Here is a 17,827-nt window from a genome sequence, read left to right on the forward strand (position 1 = left end):
GTCCCCCGGCGGGGGGCTCTGGCACAAGGCCATGCACGGGGAGGCCAGCCCCCCCCCCCCCCCCCCCCCCCCCCCCCCCCCCCGCCCGGGCGCCCCGGCGCCCCCCCCCCCCCCCCCCCCCGGCCCCCCCCCCGCCCCTTCCCCCCCTCCCGCTTCCAGGAGCACACGCCGTGACCACGCTCGCCCCGCCCTCCGCCGACCCGTCGGCGCCCCCGGCCGGTCCTCCTGACCCGCCGCCGCCCACCGAAGAGCCGAAGCAGGAAACCCCCCGCCCCCCCGCCCGCCCCGGGCTGGCACTCGCCGGGGCTGCCATGTGCGTCCTGGCCGCCGTGCTCCTCGGCTTCGCCGCGAACCTCACCGTCGTCGGCCACCTCCAGCACGCCCGCGACCAGCAGACGGCGTACGACGAGCTGCGCCGCCAACTCGCTCTGGGGACCGCCCCCGTGGGCCAGCGCGACTTCGAGGGCGCCCTCCTGAAGCACGGTGCACCCGTGGCGCTGCTCAGCATCCCCGCCCTGGAGATCCAGGAGGTCGTCGCCGAGGGCACGACCTCCACGGTGCTGATGTCGGGCCCGGGTCACCGCCGCGACACCCCGCTGCCCGGCCAGGCCGGCACGGTAGTGATCATGGGCCGGCAGTGGGCGTACGGCAGCCCCTTCAACCACATCCACAACCTGCCCGTCGGCACCCGCTTCGAACTCACCACCGGCCAGGGCAAGTCGGTCTACGAGGTCACCGGTATCCGCAACGCGGGCGACGAACTGCCCGTCGTCCCCGGCGCGGGACAGGGACGGCTCACCCTCATCACCTCGACCGGTGCGCCGTACACCCCGAGCGGCGTGGTGCGCGTCGACGCCAAGCTGCTCACGCCCGTGCAGCCCAACCCGCCGCGTGACCTCCGGTCGGGCTGGATCGCCTCGTCCGAACAGGCCCTCGGCACGGACGGGAACGCCTGGCTCGCCGTCTTCCTGTGGACCCAGGGCCTGCTGCTGGCGTCCTTGATCGCGGTGTTCGCGTACCGCATGTGGGGCCGCTGGCAGACCTGGATCTGCGCGGGCCCCCTGCTCGCCGCGCTCGGTCTCGCCGACTCCCAGGCCATCGCCGCCCTCCTGCCGAACCTGCTCTGAACCGCCAGACCCGCCGGACTCCGCACGGAAGTTGACACCAAGACCATGGCAACCACCGAGAACCCCGACATCAGCGACCTCACCGACACCATCGTCCAGCCACGCATCGCGGCCACGCAGACCATCGGCGTCGGCGGCCCTGCCACCCTCCGGGCAGACGCCGTCTCCGCCTGGTTCGGCGACCACAAGGTCCTCGACCGGGTCTCACTGACCATGCCCGCCCGCGAGGTCACCGCGCTCATCGGCCCGTCCGGCTGCGGCAAGTCGACGTTCCTGCGCATCCTCAACCGTATGCACGAGCTGATCGGCTCGGCCTCGCTCGCCGGGCGGGTGCTGCTGGACGAGGAGGACATCTACGACCGCGGCCGGCGCATCACGCACGCCCGCCGGCAGATCGGGATGGTCTTCCAGAAGCCGAACCCCTTCCCGGCGATGTCGATCTACGACAACGTCCTCGCCGGCCTGAAGCTCAACGCCATCAAGTCGACCCGCGACGGCAGGGACGACCTGGTCGAGGAGTGCCTCACCAAGGCGGGTCTGTGGAAGGAGGTCAAGGAGCGGCTGCGGCAGCCCGGCGGCGCGCTCTCCGGAGGTCAGCAGCAACGCCTGTGCATCGCACGGTCGTTGGCGGTACGCCCCCGCGTGCTGCTGATGGACGAGCCCTGCTCCGCCCTCGACCCGACGTCCACCCGCCGGATCGAGGAGACCATCCACGACCTCAAGGAGGAGGTCACGATCGTCATCGTCACGCACAACATGCAGCAGGCCGCCCGCGTCTCCGACAACTGCGCCTTCTTCCTCGCCTCGCACAGCACCCCGGGCGTGATCGTCGAGCACGGTGAGACCGACGCGATGTTCAACTCACCGCAGGACGACCGCACTTCGGACTATGTGAACGGACGGTTCGGATGAGGGGGCGCGCCGCCAGGGCCGTCGGCGCGCTCACGGCCGTACTGCTGCTCGCCGGATGCGGGGCGGGGGCACAGGTCACACGGGAGGCCAGGGCCGGGGCGGCGCCACCGTCCGCGGGCCCGGCGACGGAGACACCGCCGACGAGCCCGCCCCCGTCCGCGCCCGCTCCCTCACCGACCCCCGAGCGCACCCAGCAGCGCCCCGGCGACAGCGGCCGTCCGACACCTTCGGCCTCCGCCGGCCGCTCCGTGCGCGGCCCGGACCTGTCCCGCCGTACTCCGTCGGCCACCGCCCGTCGTACGGCCTCCGCCCCAGCGGCCCCCAAGGCCACCCCCAAAGCCGCTCCCGAAGGCCGCCCCACCCGGACCACCATCCGGATCGGGACCTGGTCCTCGCGGGTCGTCCCGGGCGGTCAGGACGAGGTGGACGCGTGCCGGGACGCGGTGCAGTGGGCGGGGCCCACGCTGGGCACGGAGAACGGTTACGAGATGAGCACGAGCGTGATCGTCGGCCATGACTTCTGTGGCTTCGACCGGTTCGCCACCCTGCCCGTCGGCACCCGCGTCACGATCGCCTCCCCGCGCGGCACCTGGGCCTACCAGGTGTACGCGAACTACATCACGCCGGGCCGCGGCGCCCCCGCCGCCGGGCTCTACTGGGGCGATCTCACCCTCCAGTCGTGCGTGGGACCCGACACGGGGTTCAGCTACCTCATGCGCATCTGAACCTCGTGTCCGGCCCGTGCGTGCGGCATCCGGTGTTCCGCCTGAGTGTGTGTACAGGGGGCGGCGGTACACCTTGGGGGCGGATGCCTCCAAGGGGGGTGAGGAGCACATCCGTACCGCGGTTCGAGCATCGCGCGGCTGTGACGGAGGCGGGCAGCCGGGAAGCATGCGACAGCCCAACTGCCCGTGAACCAGGGCGCGGTGGCTCCGCCCCGGTGGAGGTGCCACGCCGTCGCCCGCGGCGCCCACTCGCCCGGCGTCCCCCTCGCCGTCCGCGAGCCCCACCCCCACCGAGAGCTCCCCGACGGCTTCCCCCGACCCCGTCCCCTCGGACACCACCCCGGCCCCCGAGCCGTCGCCCGAAACGCCGGTCGGCTCACCGTCCCCCACCCCCACGGAGACCCCGGAGCCGGGCGCGACGGACACGACGACCGGGGCCGGCGTCACGCCTTCGGGCTGAGCACTCGTACGGCTCAGATGCCGGCGGCCGCCGAGAGGTCCCGCTTGATGGCGGCCAGCACCTCGGCGGCCTTCGCCCGTGCCTCGGGCAGCCGGTCGTGCGCGGCGACCGGCACGACGACCTCCAGGTAGCACTTCAGCTTCGGCTCCGTGCCGCTGGGGCGGACGATGACGCGGGCGCCGTCGAGCGTGTAGCGCAGGCCGTCGGTGGGCGGGAGCCTGTCCGTGCCCTGCGTCAGGTCCTCGGACCCGGTGATGGTCCGGCCCGCCAGCTCGGTCGGCGGCTGCTCGCGAAGGCGTCGCATGGCGTCAGCGATGACCGACAGGTCCTCGACGCGGACGGAGAGCTGGTCGGTGGCGTGCAGGCCGTGCTCGACGGCGAGGTCGTCGAGGAGGTCGAGGAGTGTGCGGCCCTGCTCCTTGAGCTCGGACGCCAGCTCGGTGATGAGGAGGGCCGCGGTGATGCCGTCCTTGTCGCGCACGCCGTCGGGGTCGACGCAGTAGCCGAGGGCCTCCTCATAGCCGTAGCGCAGGCCCTCGACGCGGGCGATCCACTTGAAGCCGGTGAGGGTCTCCTCGTACGGCAGTCCCGCCTTCTCGGCGATCCGGCCGAGCAGGGAGGACGACACGATCGACTCGGCGAAGGTGCCGTGTGCGCCGCGGCGTACGAGGTGGGCGGCGAGGAGGGAGCCGACCTCGTCGCCGCGGAGCATGCGCCAGTCCCCGCCTTCCCCGACGGCCACCGCACAGCGGTCGGCGTCGGGGTCGTTGGCGATGATCAGGTCCGGCTCGGTCTCGCGGGCCTTCGCGAAGGCCAGGTCCATCGCGCCGGGCTCCTCCGGGTTGGGGAAGGCGACGGTCGGGAAGTCCGGGTCGGGCTCTGCCTGTTCGGCGACGAGGGCGGGCGCCGGGAAGCCGGCGCGGGCGAACGCGGCCAGCAGGACATCCTTGCCGACGCCGTGCATCGCCGTGTAGACGGTGCGGGCGGTGCGCGGGGAGCCGGGGGCGAGGACGGCGTCCGTACGGGCCAGATAGGCGTCCAGGACGGCGTCGTCGAGGGTCTCCCAGCCGGACTCGGGGCGGGGGACGGACGTGAGCGTGGTGATGGCGTCGATCTCGGCGGCGATCTCCGCGTCCGCCGGGGGGACGATCTGCGATCCGTCGCCGAGGTACACCTTGTAGCCGTTGTCGCGGGGCGGGTTGTGGCTGGCGGTGACCTCCACGCCGGCGACCGCGCCCAGGTGCCGTATGGCGTAGGCGAGGACGGGAGTGGGGAGCGGGTGGGGGAGGACGGCGGCGCGCAGGCCCGCGCCGCTCATCACCGCGGCGGTGTCGCGCGCGAAGTCCGCCGACTTGTGGCGGGCGTCGTAGCCGACGACGACGAGGCCGCCCGACTGGCCGTTCTTCTTCAGGTACGCGGCGAGGCCCGCCGCCGCGCGGATGACGACCGTGCGGTTCATGCGCATCGGGCCGGCGCCGAGCTCACCGCGGAGGCCCGCCGTGCCGAACTGGAGGGTGCCGGCGAAGCGGTCGGCGAGTTCCGTGACGTCCCCGGCGTCGATGAGCTTGGCGAGCTCGTCGCGGGTCTCCGCGTCGGGGTCCTCGGCGAGCCATGCCTGCGCCCGGGCAATGAGGTCGTCGTGCACGTCGGGTGCCTCTCGTTGTGTGTGCGTGCGGTGTCGGGTGCGGGCTTGGGTTTTCTCGCCCCCGCCGCCCCTACCCGTCCCGTCCCTGGGGGCTGCGCCCCCAGACCCCCGCTGTGTCCTCAAACGCCGGACGGGCTGAATTGTGCGGACCGGCGCTTGAAAATCCAGCCCGACCGGCAAATCCAGCCCCTTGGGGGTCCCCCCTCTGGGGGAGTTTGAGGAGCGGGGTCGAAGGGGCGGAGCCCCTTCAGGATGGGACGGGTAGGGGCGGCGGGGGCGAGAAACGTCTTACAGGCGGCCCAGCACCTGCGCCAGCAGCGATCCCATCTGCGTTGCCGAGTCGCGCCCGGCCTGCAGAACCTCCTCGTGGTTCAACGGCTCCCCCGTCATACCCGCCGCGAGGTTCGTCACCAGGGAGATACCCAGCACCTCCGCCCCCGCCTCACGCGCCGCGATGGCCTCCAGCACCGTCGACATGCCGACCAGGTCCGCCCCGATGACCCGGGCCATGCGGATCTCCGCCGGAGTTTCGTAGTGCGGGCCGGGGAACTGGGCGTAGACGCCCTCCTCCAGCGAGGGGTCGATCTCCTTGCACAGGGCCCGCAGACGCGGCGAGTACAGGTCGGTGAGGTCGACGAAGTTGGCGCCGACGATGGGGGAGGTCGCGGTGAGGTTGATGTGGTCGCTGATGAGGACCGGCTGGCCGGGGCGCATGCCCTCGCGCAGACCGCCGCAGCCGTTGGTGAGGACGACCGTCTTGCAGCCCGCCGCCACCGCCGTACGGACGCCGTGCGCGACGGAGGCCACCCCGCGGCCCTCGTAGTAGTGCGTGCGCCCGAGGAAGACCAGCGCCCGCTTGTGACCGATCCGGTACGAGCGGATCTTGCCGCCGTGGCCCTCCACCGCCGGCGGCGGGAACCCGGGCAGCTCGGTGACCTGGAACTCGGCGTCGGGCGCGCCGAGGGCCTCCACGGCCGGTGCCCAGCCGGAGCCCATCACGAGGGAGACGTCGTGGGTCTCGGCGCCGGTGAGTTCGCGCAGGCGCGCGGCGGCGGCGTCGGCGGCGGCGTACGGATCGCCCTGGATGTCGTCCGGAAGAAGAGATGCGTTCACGCGCATGAGGGTAGCCGGTCTGGGCCTACGCGCGTAGATGACAGAGCTGACGGGATGGCGATCGTTGTCTTGTTGTTTCCGACGAAGTTCCGACCGAAGCTCCGGCGAAGTGACGTCAGCAGGGGCGCTTGCGCAGCTCCATCACATAGTCGTGCGGTGCCCCCGCCGACTCCGCGGCATCGGCGATCTCCCCGAGGTAGCGAGCCGACGGCAGTCCGCCCTCGTAGCCGTTCAGGACGTACACCCACGCCGGCTCCTCGCCGTCCAGCGTGACCACCCGCACCCGTGCCCGGCGGTAGATGTCGAGGCCCACGCCCACCCAGCGGTCCAGGGACTCCTCGTCCATCGGCGCGATCTCGTACAGAGCGACGAAGACCTGCTCCACCGGGTCCTCGACGATCGTCGCGAGCGAGCCCTCCCAGCCCATCTGCTCGCCGCCGAAGGTCAGCCGCCACCCGTTCAGCCAGCCGGTGGCGCGCAGCGGCGAGTACGGTGCGCGGCGGGTCATCAGCCGCGCGTCGAGGTTGCCGGCGTACGCGGCGTAGAGCGACATGGGTCGAGCGTACGACAGCCGCCTCGGCCGCCCCTCCCGTAACGGTGGTATCTCGGGCGGCCCCCCTCGGCAGGACCACCCTGAAGCGTGCGGGACAATGGGGTACGTGACTCGGATCGTGATCATCGGTGGCGGACCCGGCGGATACGAGGCGGCCCTGGTGGCCGCCCAGCTCGGCGCGGAGGTGACCGTCGTCGACTGCGACGGTCTGGGCGGGGCGTCGGTCCTCACCGACTGCGTGCCGTCGAAGACCCTGATCGCCACGGCCGAGGTGATGACCACCTTCGACTCGTCGTACGAAGAGCTGGGCATCATCGTCGCCGACGACACCCCGCACATCGACACGCCCGCACGGGTCGTCGGTGTCGACCTCGGCAAGGTCAACCGGCGTGTCAAGCGGCTCGCGCTCGCGCAGTCGCACGACATCACCGCCTCCGTGACCCGGGCCGGCGCGCGTGTCATGCGCGGGCGGGGGCGGCTGGAGGGCATGCAGGCCCTCGACGGATCGCGGAAGGTCGTCGTACGGGCCGCGGACGGGACCGAGGAGACACTCCCCGCCGACGCCGTGCTGATCGCCACGGGTGGGCATCCCCGCGAACTTCCCGACGCCCAGCCCGACGGCGAGCGCATCCTCAACTGGACCCAGGTCTACGACCTCACCGAGCTCCCCGAGGAACTCATCGTGGTCGGTTCCGGTGTCACCGGCGCCGAGTTCGCCGGCGCCTACCAGGCCCTCGGCTCCAAGGTCACCCTCGTGTCCTCGCGCGACCGGGTGCTGCCCGGCGAGGACCCGGACGCCGCAGCCGTACTGGAAGACGTCTTCCGGCGCCGCGGCATGAACGTCATGGCCCGCTCCCGCGCCGCCTCCGCCAAGCGGGTCGGGGACCGGGTGGAGGTGACGCTCTCCGACGGGCGGGTCATCACCGGCTCGCACTGCCTCATGGCCGTCGGTGCCATCCCGAACTCCGAGGGCATGGGCCTGGAGGAGGCGGGGGTGAAGCTTCAGGAGTCCGGTCACATCTGGACCGACAAGGTCTCCCGTACCACCGCGCCCGGCGTGTACGCCGCCGGTGACGTGACCGGCGTCTTCGCCCTGGCCTCCGTCGCCGCCATGCAGGGCCGGATCGCCATGTACCACTTCCTCGGCGACGCGGTGGCCCCGCTGAATCTGAAGACGGTCTCGTCAAACGTCTTCACCGACCCGGAGATCGCCACCGTCGGCTACAGCCAGGCCGACGTCGACGGGGGCAAGATCGAGGCCGTCGTCGTCAAGCTGCCGCTGCTGCGCAACCCGCGCGCCAAGATGCAGGGCATCCGTGACGGCTTCGTCAAGCTCTTCTGCCGCCCGGGCACCGGCATCGTGGTCGGGGGTGTGGTCGTCTCGCCGCGCGCCTCGGAACTGATCCATCCGATCTCGATCGCGGTCGACAACAATCTGACGGTCGAACAGATCGCGAACGCGTTCACCGTGTACCCCTCCCTTTCGGGGTCGATCGCCGAGGTGGCGAGGCAGCTCCACACCCGCAAGACGAACGGCGACGCCTGACGGCTTGAACCGACTCCTCGCTGGTCACAGGGAGTTGTCGAGCATTCGTACGGCATAGTCGGCCGGACTAGGCTCTATACCACTTCCCGTCTTCCGGTGCGAACAACTTCTGTTATTCGGCGCAAACTGCTGAAAGCAGACGGTCGTTGGGGTTACTGTCAGTTTCGTGTTCGCTGCAGAACGTCGCCAATTGATCCTCGAAATGGTGCGAGCGAACGGGGCCGTGTCGCTCCGTGAGCTCGCCCGCGTCGTCCAGACCTCCGAAGTGACCGTACGGCGGGACGTGCGCGCACTGGAGGCAGAAGGACTCCTCGACCGCCGGCATGGCGGTGCGGTATTGCCGGGCGGGTTCACGCGGGAGTCCGGCTTTCCGCAGAAATCACATCTCGCGACCGCCGAGAAGACGGCCATCGCCGATCTCGCCGCGAACTTCGTCGAAGAGGGCGAAGCGATCGTGGTCGGAGCGGGTACCACCACGCAGGAGCTGGCACGCCGGCTCGCCCGGGTCCCCGGACTCACCGTCGTCACCAACTCCCTCCTGGTGGCTCAGGCGTTGGCCCACGCCAACCGGGTGGAGGTCGTGATGACCGGCGGTACCCTGCGCGGCTCCAACTACGCGTTGGTGGGCAGCGGCGCCGAGCAGTCCTTGCAGGGGCTGCGGGTGTCGCGGGCCTTCCTGTCCGGAAGCGGGCTCACCGCCGAGCGCGGGCTGTCCACGTCCAACATGCTGTCGGCGTCCGTGGACCGGGCGCTGGTGCAGGCTGCGGCCGAGGTCGTCGTCCTCGCCGATCACACCAAGCTCGGTACGGACACGATGTTCCAGACGGTGCCGACGGATGTGATCACGCGGTTGGTCACGGATGAGCCGCCCGGGCATGATGACCGTGCGGGCACGGAGCTTCAGGCTCTCGCCGACCAAGGCGTGCAGATCGCTGTCGCTGGGGCTACGGGAAACGCCGGGGGTGATCCGGTCCCGGCGCGGCCGCAGCGTCGGGACGTGCCGGTGCCGGGTCCACGACGTGGGGTTCCTGGCGGGGGGCAGGCGCTGCGGGCCGCGTCGGTCCTCGGGGAGGCGGCGGGGGCGGGGGCTGAGCGGGCTCGGGTTGCGGATATGCGGCGGCGTTAGGGGGCGCCTTGTCGCCGTGGGGCTTGCGGTTGTTGCGCGGCTGCGGGTCGGTGGGGGCTGGTCGCGCAGTTCCCCGCGCCCCTTAGGTCAGTCCTCGCAACGTCAGTTTCAGCAGTCGGTCCGCCAAGTCCGGGTCCGTCGGTGTCTCTTCCGCCGCCAGTGCGATCGCGTGAGTCAGCTGTAGCAGGTCGCCGATCGCTACGTCATCACGCACCGCACCTGCCTCCTGGGCCCGAGTCAGCAAGGCCTGCCCTGCCCTCCGCATCGGGTCGCTGCACCGGGCCAGGGCCGAGGTGTGGTCCTGGGAGACAGACATCAATGCCTTTGCCAGGCCCCGGTACTCGCCCGCGTGGGTGACGATCTCGCGGAGCCAGGTCACCAGGGCCGAGCAGGGTTCCGGGGCGTGCAGGAGTTCGCGGGAGCGGGCGAGCAGGTCGCTCACGCCGTCTTCGAAGACCGCGCTCAGCAGGGCGTGGCGGTTGGGGAAGTGGCGGTAGAGGGTGCCGATGCCGACGCCCGCGCGCCGGGCCACGTCCTCCAGGGAGGCGTCCGTGCCGTGCGCGGCGAAGGCGGAGCGGGCCTCGGTGAGCAGCCGGTCGTAGTTGCGGCGGGCGTCGGCGCGCATGACGCGGGGCGTCGCGGATTCCTGTGAGGTCGCGCCCACCATCGCTCCCACCCGCTCTCGTCCACCCGTGTGTGTCTCCAGGATGCCATCGAGGCAGGCCGACCGGGCGCAGAGGGAAGCGCCCGGCGGACTGGCCGTTGCACAGTCCGCCGGGCGCTTCAGGGCGTCGTACGACTCAGTCCTTGATCTCGCAGATCACGGCGCCGGACGTGATGGAGGCGCCTACCTCGGCGGACAGGCCCTTGATGGTGCCGGTCTTGTGGGCGTTGAGGGGCTGTTCCATCTTCATGGCCTCCAGGACGACGACCAGGTCGCCTTCTTTGACCTCCTGGCCCTCCTCGACGGCGATCTTGACGATGGTGCCCTGCATCGGGGAGGCGAGGCTGTCGCCGGAGGCCATCGGGCCGGACTTCTTCGCCGCGCGGCGCTTGGGCTTGGCGCCCGCCGCGAGGCCCGTGCGGGCCAGCGACATGCCGAGCGAGACCGGGAGGGAGACCTCTAGGCGCTTGCCGCCGACCTCGACGACGACCGTCTCGCGGCCCGGCTCCTCGTCCGTGTCCACGTCGGCGGGGGCGGCGAAGGGCTTGATCTCGTTGACGAACTCGGTCTCGATCCAGCGCGTGTGGACCGTGAAGGGGTCCTGGCCGCCGGTGAGTTCGGGACCGAACGCCGGGTCCTTCACCACCGCGCGGTGGAACGGGATCGCGGTCGCCATGCCCTCGACCTGGAACTCCTCCAGCGCCCGGGCGGCCCGCTGAAGGGCCTGCTCGCGGGTGGCGCCGGTGACGATCAGCTTGGCGAGCAGCGAGTCCCAGGCCGGGCCGATGACCGAGCCGGACTCGACGCCGGCGTCCAGGCGGACACCCGGACCGGACGGCGGGTCGAACCTGGTGACCGTGCCCGGCGCCGGGAGGAAGCCCCGGCCCGGGTCCTCGCCGTTGATGCGGAACTCGAAGGAATGGCCGCGCAGTTCGGGATCGCCGTAGCCGAGTTCCTCGCCGTCGGCGATGCGGAACATCTCGCGCACCAGGTCGATGCCGGCGACCTCCTCGGTCACCGGGTGCTCCACCTGGAGGCGGGTGTTGACCTCCAGGAAGGAGATCGTGCCGTCCATGCCGACGAGGAACTCCACGGTGCCGGCGCCGACGTAGCCGGCCTCCTTCAGGATTGCCTTCGAGGAGGAGTACAGCTCGGCGACCTGCGCCTCGGAGAGGAAGGGCGCCGGGGCCTCCTCGACGAGCTTCTGGTGCCGGCGCTGGAGCGAGCAGTCACGCGTCGACACGACGACCACATTGCCGTGGGTGTCGGCCAGGCACTGGGTTTCGACGTGGCGCGGCTTGTCGAGGTAGCGCTCGACGAAGCACTCCCCGCGGCCGAAGGCGGCTACCGCCTCACGGACCGCCGACTCGTACAGCTCGGGCACCTCTTCGAGGGTCCGCGCGACCTTCAGACCGCGACCGCCGCCACCGAAGGCGGCCTTGATCGCGATCGGCAGCCCGTGCTCCTCGGCGAAGGCGACGACCTCGTCGGCGCCGGAGACCGGGTCGGGCGTACCCGCGACCAGCGGGGCACCCGCCCGCTGGGCGATGTGCCGGGCGGCGACCTTGTCACCCAGGTCCCGGATGGCCTGCGGCGGCGGACCGATCCAGATCAGCTCCGCGTCCAGGACCGCCTGCGCGAAGTCGGCGTTCTCCGAGAGGAAGCCGTATCCGGGGTGGATGGCGTCCGCGCCGGACTCCCGGGCGGCGTTCAGGACCTTGGCGATGTCCAGGTAGCTGGTCGCCGGGGTGTCACCGCCCAGGGCGAACGCCTCATCCGCGGTGCGGACATGCAGAGCATCCCGGTCCGGGTCGGCGTACACGGCAACGCTCGCGATACCGGCATCCCGGCAGGCCCGGGCAACGCGGACAGCGATTTCGCCACGGTTGGCGATGAGCACCTTGCGCACGATTGAGGCTCCCTCCTTGAAACAAGCCGAGTTTAGGGACTGCCGACACGACACTTCGACCCGTCCCCAATGGTGAGCTTGCCCACACGGAGCGTGATACGAGGCTTGCTCGACCCGCGAAATCCCTTGTCGCACCTCGGTACGCAGGACTCCTCCCGAAAACCCTAGCCCCCCGATGTGGTCAAGGTCTCTGTGAGAGCGTGCTGCGCCACACTCTGTTTCTTTGTGGAGTCCCTACGAATGGCCCAATGATTCTTTGCCCTCCGCAGAACCCTTGTCCCGCGGTTTACCCGTTAGTAGCGTTCACGCTGTATCGAACGTACTCGAGGTAACAAGGGCTCGGCTTGAGAGTGGGTGGGGACCGGTGGTGCGCAGACCGGTGGCGTGGATCGTGGCGGTCGTGCTGTTCGTGGAGGCGCTCTTCATCGCCGCGTTGAACTGGTTCCTGGGGATCGTCGTCGACCGCCAGGACATGTCCCTGGCCGGCCTCGACCCGGACATGATGTCCCTGTCCTCGAAGATCGGCGGTGTGCTCTTCGGCCTCTACTTCGCCTTCTGTGGCCTGGTCGCCCTGCTCGTGGCCCTGCGGGGCCGCCGCCCCGCCGGCTTCGGCCGCGTCCTGCTGATCAGCTGCGCCGTGGTGCACGGCCTGCTGGGCGCCTTCACCTGGGGCCTGGTGGGCTGGCCGGCGTTCCTGTTCATGATGGTGGTGCTCGGCTTCATCGTGCTGCTGCTGATGACGTACGACGCCGAGGAGGGGCCCGTCGCCCAGGAACCCGAGGACAGCAGGCCCGGCAACGGCGGCTCCCCGGTCACCCCTGGACCGGCGCCCACAACTCCGTGATCTGCACGCCGAGTTCGGCCAGCAGCCGGCGGACGAGGGGCAGGCTGATGCCGATCACGTTGCCGTGGTCGCCGTCGATGCCGTCGATGAACGGCGCCGACCGGCCGTCGAGCGTGAACGCCCCGGCGACGTAGAGGGGTTCGCCCGAGGCGACGTACGCGGCGATCTCCTCGTCGGTCGGCTCGCCGAAGCGGACGACGGTGGAGGCGGTGGCGGAGACGTACCGGCCGGTGACGGTGTCGTAGACGCAGTGCCCCGTCTGGAGCGTTCCCGCCCGCCCGCGCATCGCCTTCCAGCGGGCGGTGGCCTCCTCGGGGTCGGCGGGCTTGCCGAGGGCCTCGCCGTCCAGGTCGAGCACCGAGTCGCAGCCGATCACCAGCGCGCCGAGGACCTCCGGTTTTGCCGCGACGACGGAGGCCTTGGCCTCGGCGAGGGCGAGCGCCAGCTCGGCCGGGGTGGGCGCGGTGACGGCGTCCTCGTCGACGCCGCTGACGATCACCTCGGGGGCGAGTCCGGCCTGGCGGAGGAGGTTCAGGCGGGCGGGGGACTGGGAGGCGAGCACGAGGCGGCGGGGCGGCGCGTCTGTCATGCGTTCAGCGTATCGGCGGTGTCGCTGCCGCTCAGCCCAGGCCGATCACGATCATCGCCAGGACCATGGCCAGGGCCATGAGAATGCCGAGCCTCCGGAGCATGTTCTGCGTTTCGCGCAGCTCCTCCGGGGGTTCGTTCTCGGGGTCCGACCACAGCATGTCACCAGCGTGGGGCTGGGCGGGGGAGGGCGCCTGAGTACGCGTACTCAAGTTGGTACCCAGGGTGGCCCTACTGTGCGCGGTTCCCCGCGCCCCTGGTGAAGTCGGCGGCGCTTCGGGAGCGCCCCGAAGGGGCGCGGGGAACTGCGCGACCAGCCACGATGGCGCCGCAGCATCGCAGGGGAGCGCTCAGCCCGGCCAGAACGTGCGGGTCCATGTCGTGGGGCCCGGCTGCGGCAGGCGGTGAGCCGCGATCCTTGCCGGGTCCGCCCAGGCGTCCCTGGCTCGTGTGGCGCCGGACGGCTCTGCTGCTGCCGCCGCGGCGCGGGCTCGGACCACCGCCAGGGCGGCGGCCAGTTCCTCCGGGGTCGGGTTGCCCCGTACGACCTTGATGGTCATGGTGGCTCCTAGAGGGGGATGTTGCCGTGCTTCTTCGGGGGCAGGGACTCGCGCTTGGTGCGGAGTTGGCGCAGGCCGCGTACGACGTGGCGGCGGGTGTCGGACGGCATGATCACGGAGTCGACGTAGCCGCGCTCGGCCGCGATGTAGGGGTTGAGGAGGGCGTCCTCGTACTCGCGGATGACGCGGGCCCGGGTCGCCTCCACGTCTCCGGCGGCCTCCGCCTCGGCGATCGTGCGGCGGTGCAGGATGTTGACCGCGCCCTGGGCGCCCATGACGGCGATCTGGGCGGTCGGCCAGGCGAGGTTGAGGTCGGCACCCAGGTGCTTGGAGCCCATGACGTCGTAGGCGCCGCCGAAGGCCTTGCGGGTGATGACGGTGATCAGCGGGACGGTCGCCTCCGCGTACGCGTAGATCAGCTTGGCGCCGCGGCGGATGATGCCGTCGTGCTCCTGGTCGACGCCGGGCAGGAAGCCGGGGACGTCCACGAAGGTGATGACCGGGATGTTGAAGGCGTCGCAGGTGCGGACGAAGCGGGCGGCCTTTTCGGAGGCCTTGATGTCCAGGCAACCCGCGAACTGCATCGGCTGGTTGGCCACGATGCCGACCGGGCGGCCCTCGACGCGGCCGTAGCCGGTGAGGATGTTCGGCGCGTACAGCGGCTGCGTCTCGAAGAACTCGGCGTCGTCCAGGATGTGTTCGATCACCGTGTGCATGTCGTACGGCTGGTTCGCACTGTCGGGGACCAGCACGTCCAGCTCGCGGTCCTCGTCGGTGAGGGCGAGGTCCGCCTCCTCCGGGAAGACCGGGGCTTCGCTCAGGTTGTTGGACGGCAGGTACGACAGCAGCTGCTTGATGTACTCGATCGCGTCCTTCTCGTCGCCGGCCATGTGGTGGGCCACGCCCGAGGTCGAGTTGTGGGTACGGGCACCGCCCAGCTCCTCGAAGCCGACGTCCTCGCCGGTGACCGTCTTGATGACGTCCGGTCCGGTGATGAACATGTGCGAGGTCTGGTCGACCATGATCGTGAAGTCGGTGATCGCGGGGGAGTAGACCGCGCCGCCCGCACAGGGGCCCACGACCAGGCTGATCTGCGGGATGACGCCGGAGGCGTGTGTGTTCCGGCGGAAGATCTCCCCGTACGCGCCCAGCGAGGCCACGCCCTCCTGGATGCGGGCGCCGCCGGAGTCGTTGATACCGATGACCGGGCAGCCGGTCTTCAGCGCGAAGTCCATGACCTTGACGATCTTCTGGCCGTAGACCTCGCCGAGGGCCCCGCCGAAGACGGTGAAGTCCTGGGAGAAGACGGCGACGGGGCGGCCGTCGACGGTGCCGTAGCCGGTGACGACCCCGTCGCCGTACGGGCGGTTCTGGTCCAGGCCGAAGTTGGTGGAGCGGTGCCGGGCGAACTCGTCGAGTTCGACGAAGGACCCCTCGTCGAGCAGGAGCTCGATCCGCTCACGGGCCGTCAACTTGCCCTTGGCGTGCTGCTTTTCGACGGCGCGTGCGGAGCCGGCGTGCGTCGCTTCCTCGATACGGCGCTGGAGATCCGCGAGCTTGCCCGCGGTGGTGTGGATGTCGATCCCTTGGGGCTCTTGGATCTCGTGACGCTCTTCCGGCTCGGACATCGGGATGGCGCTCCCTGCCTGCTCAAAAGGGGGGACGGTTACTCATCCGTAGCGTAGTGGGGTGCCTACCAATCGGCAGTGCGGCGTTTACCACACCTAGGGTGGCTTGCATGACGCCGCGAGATGCAGCAGAGCCGAACGACAGCAGCAGGTGGTCCGATCTGGACCGGCCGCCCCTCAACGCCGCCGCGCTGCGACGGGGGCTCGTGCGGGAGGACCGACTGTGGTCCGAGGTGACGCTCGTGCCGAGCACCGGTTCCACCAACTCCGACCTCGTGGCCCTGGCGAACGCGGGCAAGGCGGCCGAGGGCGCCGTCCTCGTCGCCGAGGAGCAGACCGCCGGGCGTGGGCGTCTCGACCGGCAGTGGACGGCTCCGGCCCGGTCCGGCCTCTTCTTCTCCGTCCTGCTCCGGCCGGCCGAGGTGCCGGTGGCCCGGTGGGGGTGGGTGCCGCTGCTCACCGGCGTCGCGGTCGCGACGGGGCTCTCCCGCGCGGCGGGCGTGGATACGGCACTCAAGTGGCCCAACGACCTGCTGCTGACTGTCGGCGGCGAGGAACGCAAGGCGGGCGGAATCCTCGCGGAGCGGGCCGGGAGCGACGCCGTGGTGGTCGGCGTCGGCATCAATGTGACCCTGCGCGAGGACGAGCTCCCGGTGCCGGGTGCCGGTTCACTGGCCCTGGCGGGGGCCGTGAGCACGGACCGGGATCCCTTGCTGCGGGCCGTGCTGCGGTCGCTGGAGGAGTGGTACGGGCGGTGGCGGTCGGCCGGCGGTGATCCGGCGGCGAGCGGGCTCCAGGAGACGTATGCGGCGGGATGCGCGACGTTGGGGAGGAAGGTGCGGGCAGAGTTGCCGGGCGATCGGTCGATCACAGGTGAGGCGGTGGCGATCGACGGCGACGGCCGGCTGGTTCTGGCGACGGAGGAGGGTGTGCAGGAGCCGGTGGGGGCGGGCGACATCGTTCACTTGCGACCGGCTTGAGTTCCTCATGCGGTGCCTCTTGACGTCGGTCGGCAAAAACCAGCCCGTCCGGCGTTTGAGGACGAGGCCTTTCGGGCCGAAGCGGGGGTCTGGGGGCGGCAGCCCCCAGCGAGGGCCGCACCAACGCCGGGTGCCCTTCCGAACCGCCGGTCACGAAAGCTTCCGCTGCCACGGAGTGACGTGCCGCACATCTGCCGTAAAGTTGACCGCGGTCGATACCTGACCGCGGCAGATCGGAAGGGCAGCAGGCGTGACCGTCGACGACACGGGCTCCGGCAGGGACCCGGACGGCCGGGTGGATGCGCTCTCGGCTTCGATCGAGCGGCGGGACTCCCATGACCGGGAGGACCCGCAGGCCGCCGACCCCGGCGAGAACCCCCTTGCCCTGCGCCTCGAACAGCTCATCCTCGGCGCGGAACGGCGTTACACCCCCTTCCAGGCCGCCCGCAGCGCGGGCGTCTCCATGGAGCTGGCCTCCCGCTTCTGGCGGGCGATGGGCTTCGCCGACATCGGACAGGCCAAGGCGCTCACGGAGGCGGACGTACTGGCGCTGCGGCGGCTCGCCGGTCTCGTCGAGGCGGGGCTGCTGAGCGAGGCGATGGCCGTGCAGGTGGCGCGGTCCACCGGGCAGACCACCGCCCGGCTGGCCGAGTGGCAGATGGACTCCTTCCTGGAGGGCCTGACCGAGCCGCCCGAGCCCGGCATGACGCGCACCGAGGTGACCTACCCGATCATCGAGCTGCTCCTGCCGGAACTGGAGGAGTTCCTCGTCTACGTCTGGCGGCGCCAGCTCGCGGCCTCGGCGGGCCGGGTCATCCAGGGCGCCGACGACGAGGAGATGGTCGACCGCCGCCTCGCCGTCGGCTTCGCGGACCTCGTCGGCTTCACGCGGCTGACCCGCCGTATGGAAGAAGAGGAACTCGGCGAACTGGTCGAGGCCTTCGAGACCACCGCCGCCGACCTGGTGGCCGCGCACGGCGGACGGCTCGTCAAGACGCTCGGCGACGAGGTGCTCTACAGCGCCGACGACGCGGGCGTGGCCGCCGAGATCGCCCTGCGCCTGATCGAGACCATGGCGCACGACGAGACGATGCCCGAACTGCGCGTCGGCATCGCCTTCGGCACGGTGACCACCCGGATGGGCGATGTCTTCGGTACAACGGTGAACCTGGCCTCGCGGCTGACGTCGATAGCGCCCCGTGACGCCGTCCTCGTCGACAGTGCCTTGGCGGAGGAGCTGATCCGTACGGGAGACGCCCCGGCGTCCGAGGCGGAGGCGGCCGAGGCTGCGGCTGCCGCGGAGAAGGAGGGGGAGGAGCCGCCGGCGTTTCGCTTCGCGCTTCAGCCGATGTGGCAGCGGCCGGTGCGGGGACTTGGTGTGGTCGAACCCTGGCTGCTTACGCGGCGCGCGCCGTTGGGGTGACGGTTGTGTGTCGGCTGCGGGCCG

17 protein-coding genes are annotated in these 17,827 nt (G+C 71.2%); 8 read left to right on the plus strand and 9 right to left on the minus strand.

Annotation, left to right across the window (positions count from 1 at the left end; translation table 11 throughout):
* The first annotated feature begins 170 nt into the window (after positions 1–170).
* Genes KCH87_RS09370 through KCH87_RS09380 form a run of 3 tightly spaced genes read left to right on the plus strand, consistent with a single transcriptional unit; the run spans position 171 to position 2,764 of the window.
* Positions 171–1,127: a class E sortase gene (locus tag KCH87_RS09370; protein WP_308298793.1), complete on the plus strand. Its 957-nt coding sequence runs from the start codon at positions 171–173 to the stop codon at positions 1,125–1,127.
* Positions 1,128–1,172: 45 nt separating this feature from the next.
* Positions 1,173–2,039 carry a phosphate ABC transporter ATP-binding protein gene (locus KCH87_RS09375; RefSeq protein WP_210585493.1) on the plus strand — a complete coding sequence of 289 codons (867 nt, stop codon included), beginning with the start codon at positions 1,173–1,175 and terminating at the stop codon, positions 2,037–2,039.
* The gene (locus KCH87_RS09380) at positions 2,036–2,764 is read left to right on the plus strand and encodes a hypothetical protein (protein WP_210585494.1); all 729 of its coding nucleotides are present in this window, start codon (positions 2,036–2,038) and stop codon (positions 2,762–2,764) included. Before KCH87_RS09375 ends, KCH87_RS09380 begins: the two co-directional genes overlap by 4 nt.
* 473 nt (positions 2,765–3,237) lie before the next feature.
* Here the strand turns inward: KCH87_RS09380 and KCH87_RS09385 are convergent, their stop codons facing one another.
* The 3 genes from KCH87_RS09385 to KCH87_RS09395 form a co-directional block, all read right to left on the minus strand.
* On the minus strand, positions 3,238–4,869 hold the full coding sequence (locus KCH87_RS09385; RefSeq protein ID WP_210585495.1) for a phospho-sugar mutase: 1,632 nt from the start codon (positions 4,867–4,869) through the stop codon (positions 3,238–3,240).
* Positions 4,870–5,157: 288 nt separating this feature from the next.
* A complete protein-coding gene (locus tag KCH87_RS09390) occupies positions 5,158–5,982 on the minus strand; it encodes a purine-nucleoside phosphorylase (RefSeq protein WP_210585496.1) in 825 nt (274 codons plus the stop codon).
* Between the two features lie 115 nt (positions 5,983–6,097).
* The gene (locus KCH87_RS09395; RefSeq protein ID WP_210585497.1) at positions 6,098–6,535 is read right to left on the minus strand and encodes a gamma-glutamylcyclotransferase; all 438 of its coding nucleotides are present in this window, start codon (positions 6,533–6,535) and stop codon (positions 6,098–6,100) included.
* Positions 6,536–6,632: 97 nt separating this feature from the next.
* On the opposite strand from KCH87_RS09395, the gene KCH87_RS09400 reads away from it, so the two are divergent.
* Both KCH87_RS09400 and KCH87_RS09405 read left to right on the plus strand, forming a co-directional pair.
* Complete coding sequence (locus KCH87_RS09400) at positions 6,633–8,081, plus strand: NAD(P)H-quinone dehydrogenase (protein WP_210585498.1); 1,449 nt, start codon at positions 6,633–6,635, stop codon at positions 8,079–8,081.
* Between the two features lie 166 nt (positions 8,082–8,247).
* Positions 8,248–9,207 carry a DeoR/GlpR family DNA-binding transcription regulator gene (locus tag KCH87_RS09405; RefSeq protein ID WP_210585499.1) on the plus strand — a complete coding sequence of 320 codons (960 nt, stop codon included), beginning with the start codon at positions 8,248–8,250 and terminating at the stop codon, positions 9,205–9,207.
* 82 nt (positions 9,208–9,289) lie between these two features.
* Here KCH87_RS09405 and KCH87_RS09410 read toward each other — a convergent pair whose 3' ends face one another.
* Both KCH87_RS09410 and KCH87_RS09415 read right to left on the minus strand, forming a co-directional pair.
* Complete coding sequence (locus tag KCH87_RS09410; protein ID WP_210585500.1) at positions 9,290–9,832, minus strand: TetR/AcrR family transcriptional regulator; 543 nt, start codon at positions 9,830–9,832, stop codon at positions 9,290–9,292.
* A 175-nt stretch (positions 9,833–10,007) separates the two neighbouring features.
* Positions 10,008–11,780, minus strand: a complete 1,773-nt coding sequence (locus KCH87_RS09415) for a biotin carboxylase N-terminal domain-containing protein (protein ID WP_210585501.1) — start codon at positions 11,778–11,780, stop codon at positions 10,008–10,010.
* A gap of 364 nt (positions 11,781–12,144) precedes the next feature.
* On the opposite strand from KCH87_RS09415, the gene KCH87_RS09420 reads away from it, so the two are divergent.
* Positions 12,145–12,624 (plus strand): hypothetical protein, encoded by a 480-nt coding sequence (locus KCH87_RS09420; RefSeq protein WP_210585502.1) that lies wholly within the window; start codon positions 12,145–12,147, stop codon positions 12,622–12,624.
* Here the strand turns inward: KCH87_RS09420 and KCH87_RS09425 are convergent.
* From KCH87_RS09425 to KCH87_RS09435, 4 genes are all read right to left on the minus strand, one after another.
* A complete protein-coding gene (locus KCH87_RS09425; protein ID WP_210585503.1) occupies positions 12,593–13,213 on the minus strand; it encodes a nucleoside triphosphate pyrophosphatase in 621 nt (206 codons plus the stop codon). The genes KCH87_RS09420 and KCH87_RS09425 overlap by 32 nt on opposite strands.
* 31 nt (positions 13,214–13,244) lie before the next feature.
* Positions 13,245–13,373, minus strand: a complete 129-nt coding sequence (mmpB, locus tag KCH87_RS50045; protein WP_282612928.1) for a morphogenic membrane protein MmpB — start codon at positions 13,371–13,373, stop codon at positions 13,245–13,247.
* 189 nt (positions 13,374–13,562) lie between these two features.
* On the minus strand, positions 13,563–13,772 hold the full coding sequence (locus tag KCH87_RS09430; RefSeq protein WP_210585504.1) for an acyl-CoA carboxylase epsilon subunit: 210 nt from the start codon (positions 13,770–13,772) through the stop codon (positions 13,563–13,565).
* An 8-nt stretch (positions 13,773–13,780) separates the two neighbouring features.
* A complete protein-coding gene (locus tag KCH87_RS09435) occupies positions 13,781–15,400 on the minus strand; it encodes an acyl-CoA carboxylase subunit beta (RefSeq protein ID WP_210585505.1) in 1,620 nt (539 codons plus the stop codon).
* Between the two features lie 110 nt (positions 15,401–15,510).
* Here KCH87_RS09435 and KCH87_RS09440 point away from each other — a divergent pair, with 110 nt between their 5' ends.
* Together KCH87_RS09440 and KCH87_RS09445 are read left to right on the plus strand one after the other, a co-directional pair.
* Positions 15,511–16,380, plus strand: a complete 870-nt coding sequence (locus tag KCH87_RS09440; RefSeq protein WP_210585506.1) for a biotin--[acetyl-CoA-carboxylase] ligase — start codon at positions 15,511–15,513, stop codon at positions 16,378–16,380.
* Between the two features lie 250 nt (positions 16,381–16,630).
* Positions 16,631–17,803 (plus strand): adenylate/guanylate cyclase domain-containing protein, encoded by a 1,173-nt coding sequence (locus tag KCH87_RS09445; protein ID WP_210585507.1) that lies wholly within the window; start codon positions 16,631–16,633, stop codon positions 17,801–17,803.
* Positions 17,804–17,827: the final 24 nt, after the last annotated feature.

It is taken from the genome of Streptomyces sp. GESEQ-35, from assembly GCF_017948485.1.
Lineage (GTDB): Bacteria > Actinomycetota > Actinomycetes > Streptomycetales > Streptomycetaceae > Streptomyces.

Bases quoted from the DNA above. Each gene is read 5' to 3' on its own strand.
- KCH87_RS09435 (WP_210585505.1), bottom strand. From the start codon at position 15,400: ATGTCCGAGCCGGAAGAGCGTCACGAGATCCAAGAGCCCCAAGGGATC.
- KCH87_RS09375 (WP_210585493.1), top strand. From the start codon at position 1,173: ATGGCAACCACCGAGAACCCCGACATCAGCGACCTCACCGACACCATC.
- KCH87_RS09400 (WP_210585498.1), top strand. From the start codon at position 6,633: ATGGGGTACGTGACTCGGATCGTGATCATCGGTGGCGGACCCGGCGGA.
- KCH87_RS09395 (WP_210585497.1), bottom strand. From the start codon at position 6,535: ATGTCGCTCTACGCCGCGTACGCCGGCAACCTCGACGCGCGGCTGATG.
- KCH87_RS09425 (WP_210585503.1), bottom strand. From the start codon at position 13,213: ATGACAGACGCGCCGCCCCGCCGCCTCGTGCTCGCCTCCCAGTCCCCC.
- KCH87_RS09440 (WP_210585506.1), top strand. From the start codon at position 15,511: ATGACGCCGCGAGATGCAGCAGAGCCGAACGACAGCAGCAGGTGGTCC.
- KCH87_RS09380 (WP_210585494.1), top strand. From the start codon at position 2,036: ATGAGGGGGCGCGCCGCCAGGGCCGTCGGCGCGCTCACGGCCGTACTG.
- KCH87_RS09430 (WP_210585504.1), bottom strand. From the start codon at position 13,772: ATGACCATCAAGGTCGTACGGGGCAACCCGACCCCGGAGGAACTGGCC.
- KCH87_RS09410 (WP_210585500.1), bottom strand. From the start codon at position 9,832: ATGCGCGCCGACGCCCGCCGCAACTACGACCGGCTGCTCACCGAGGCC.
- mmpB (WP_282612928.1), bottom strand. From the start codon at position 13,373: ATGCTGTGGTCGGACCCCGAGAACGAACCCCCGGAGGAGCTGCGCGAA.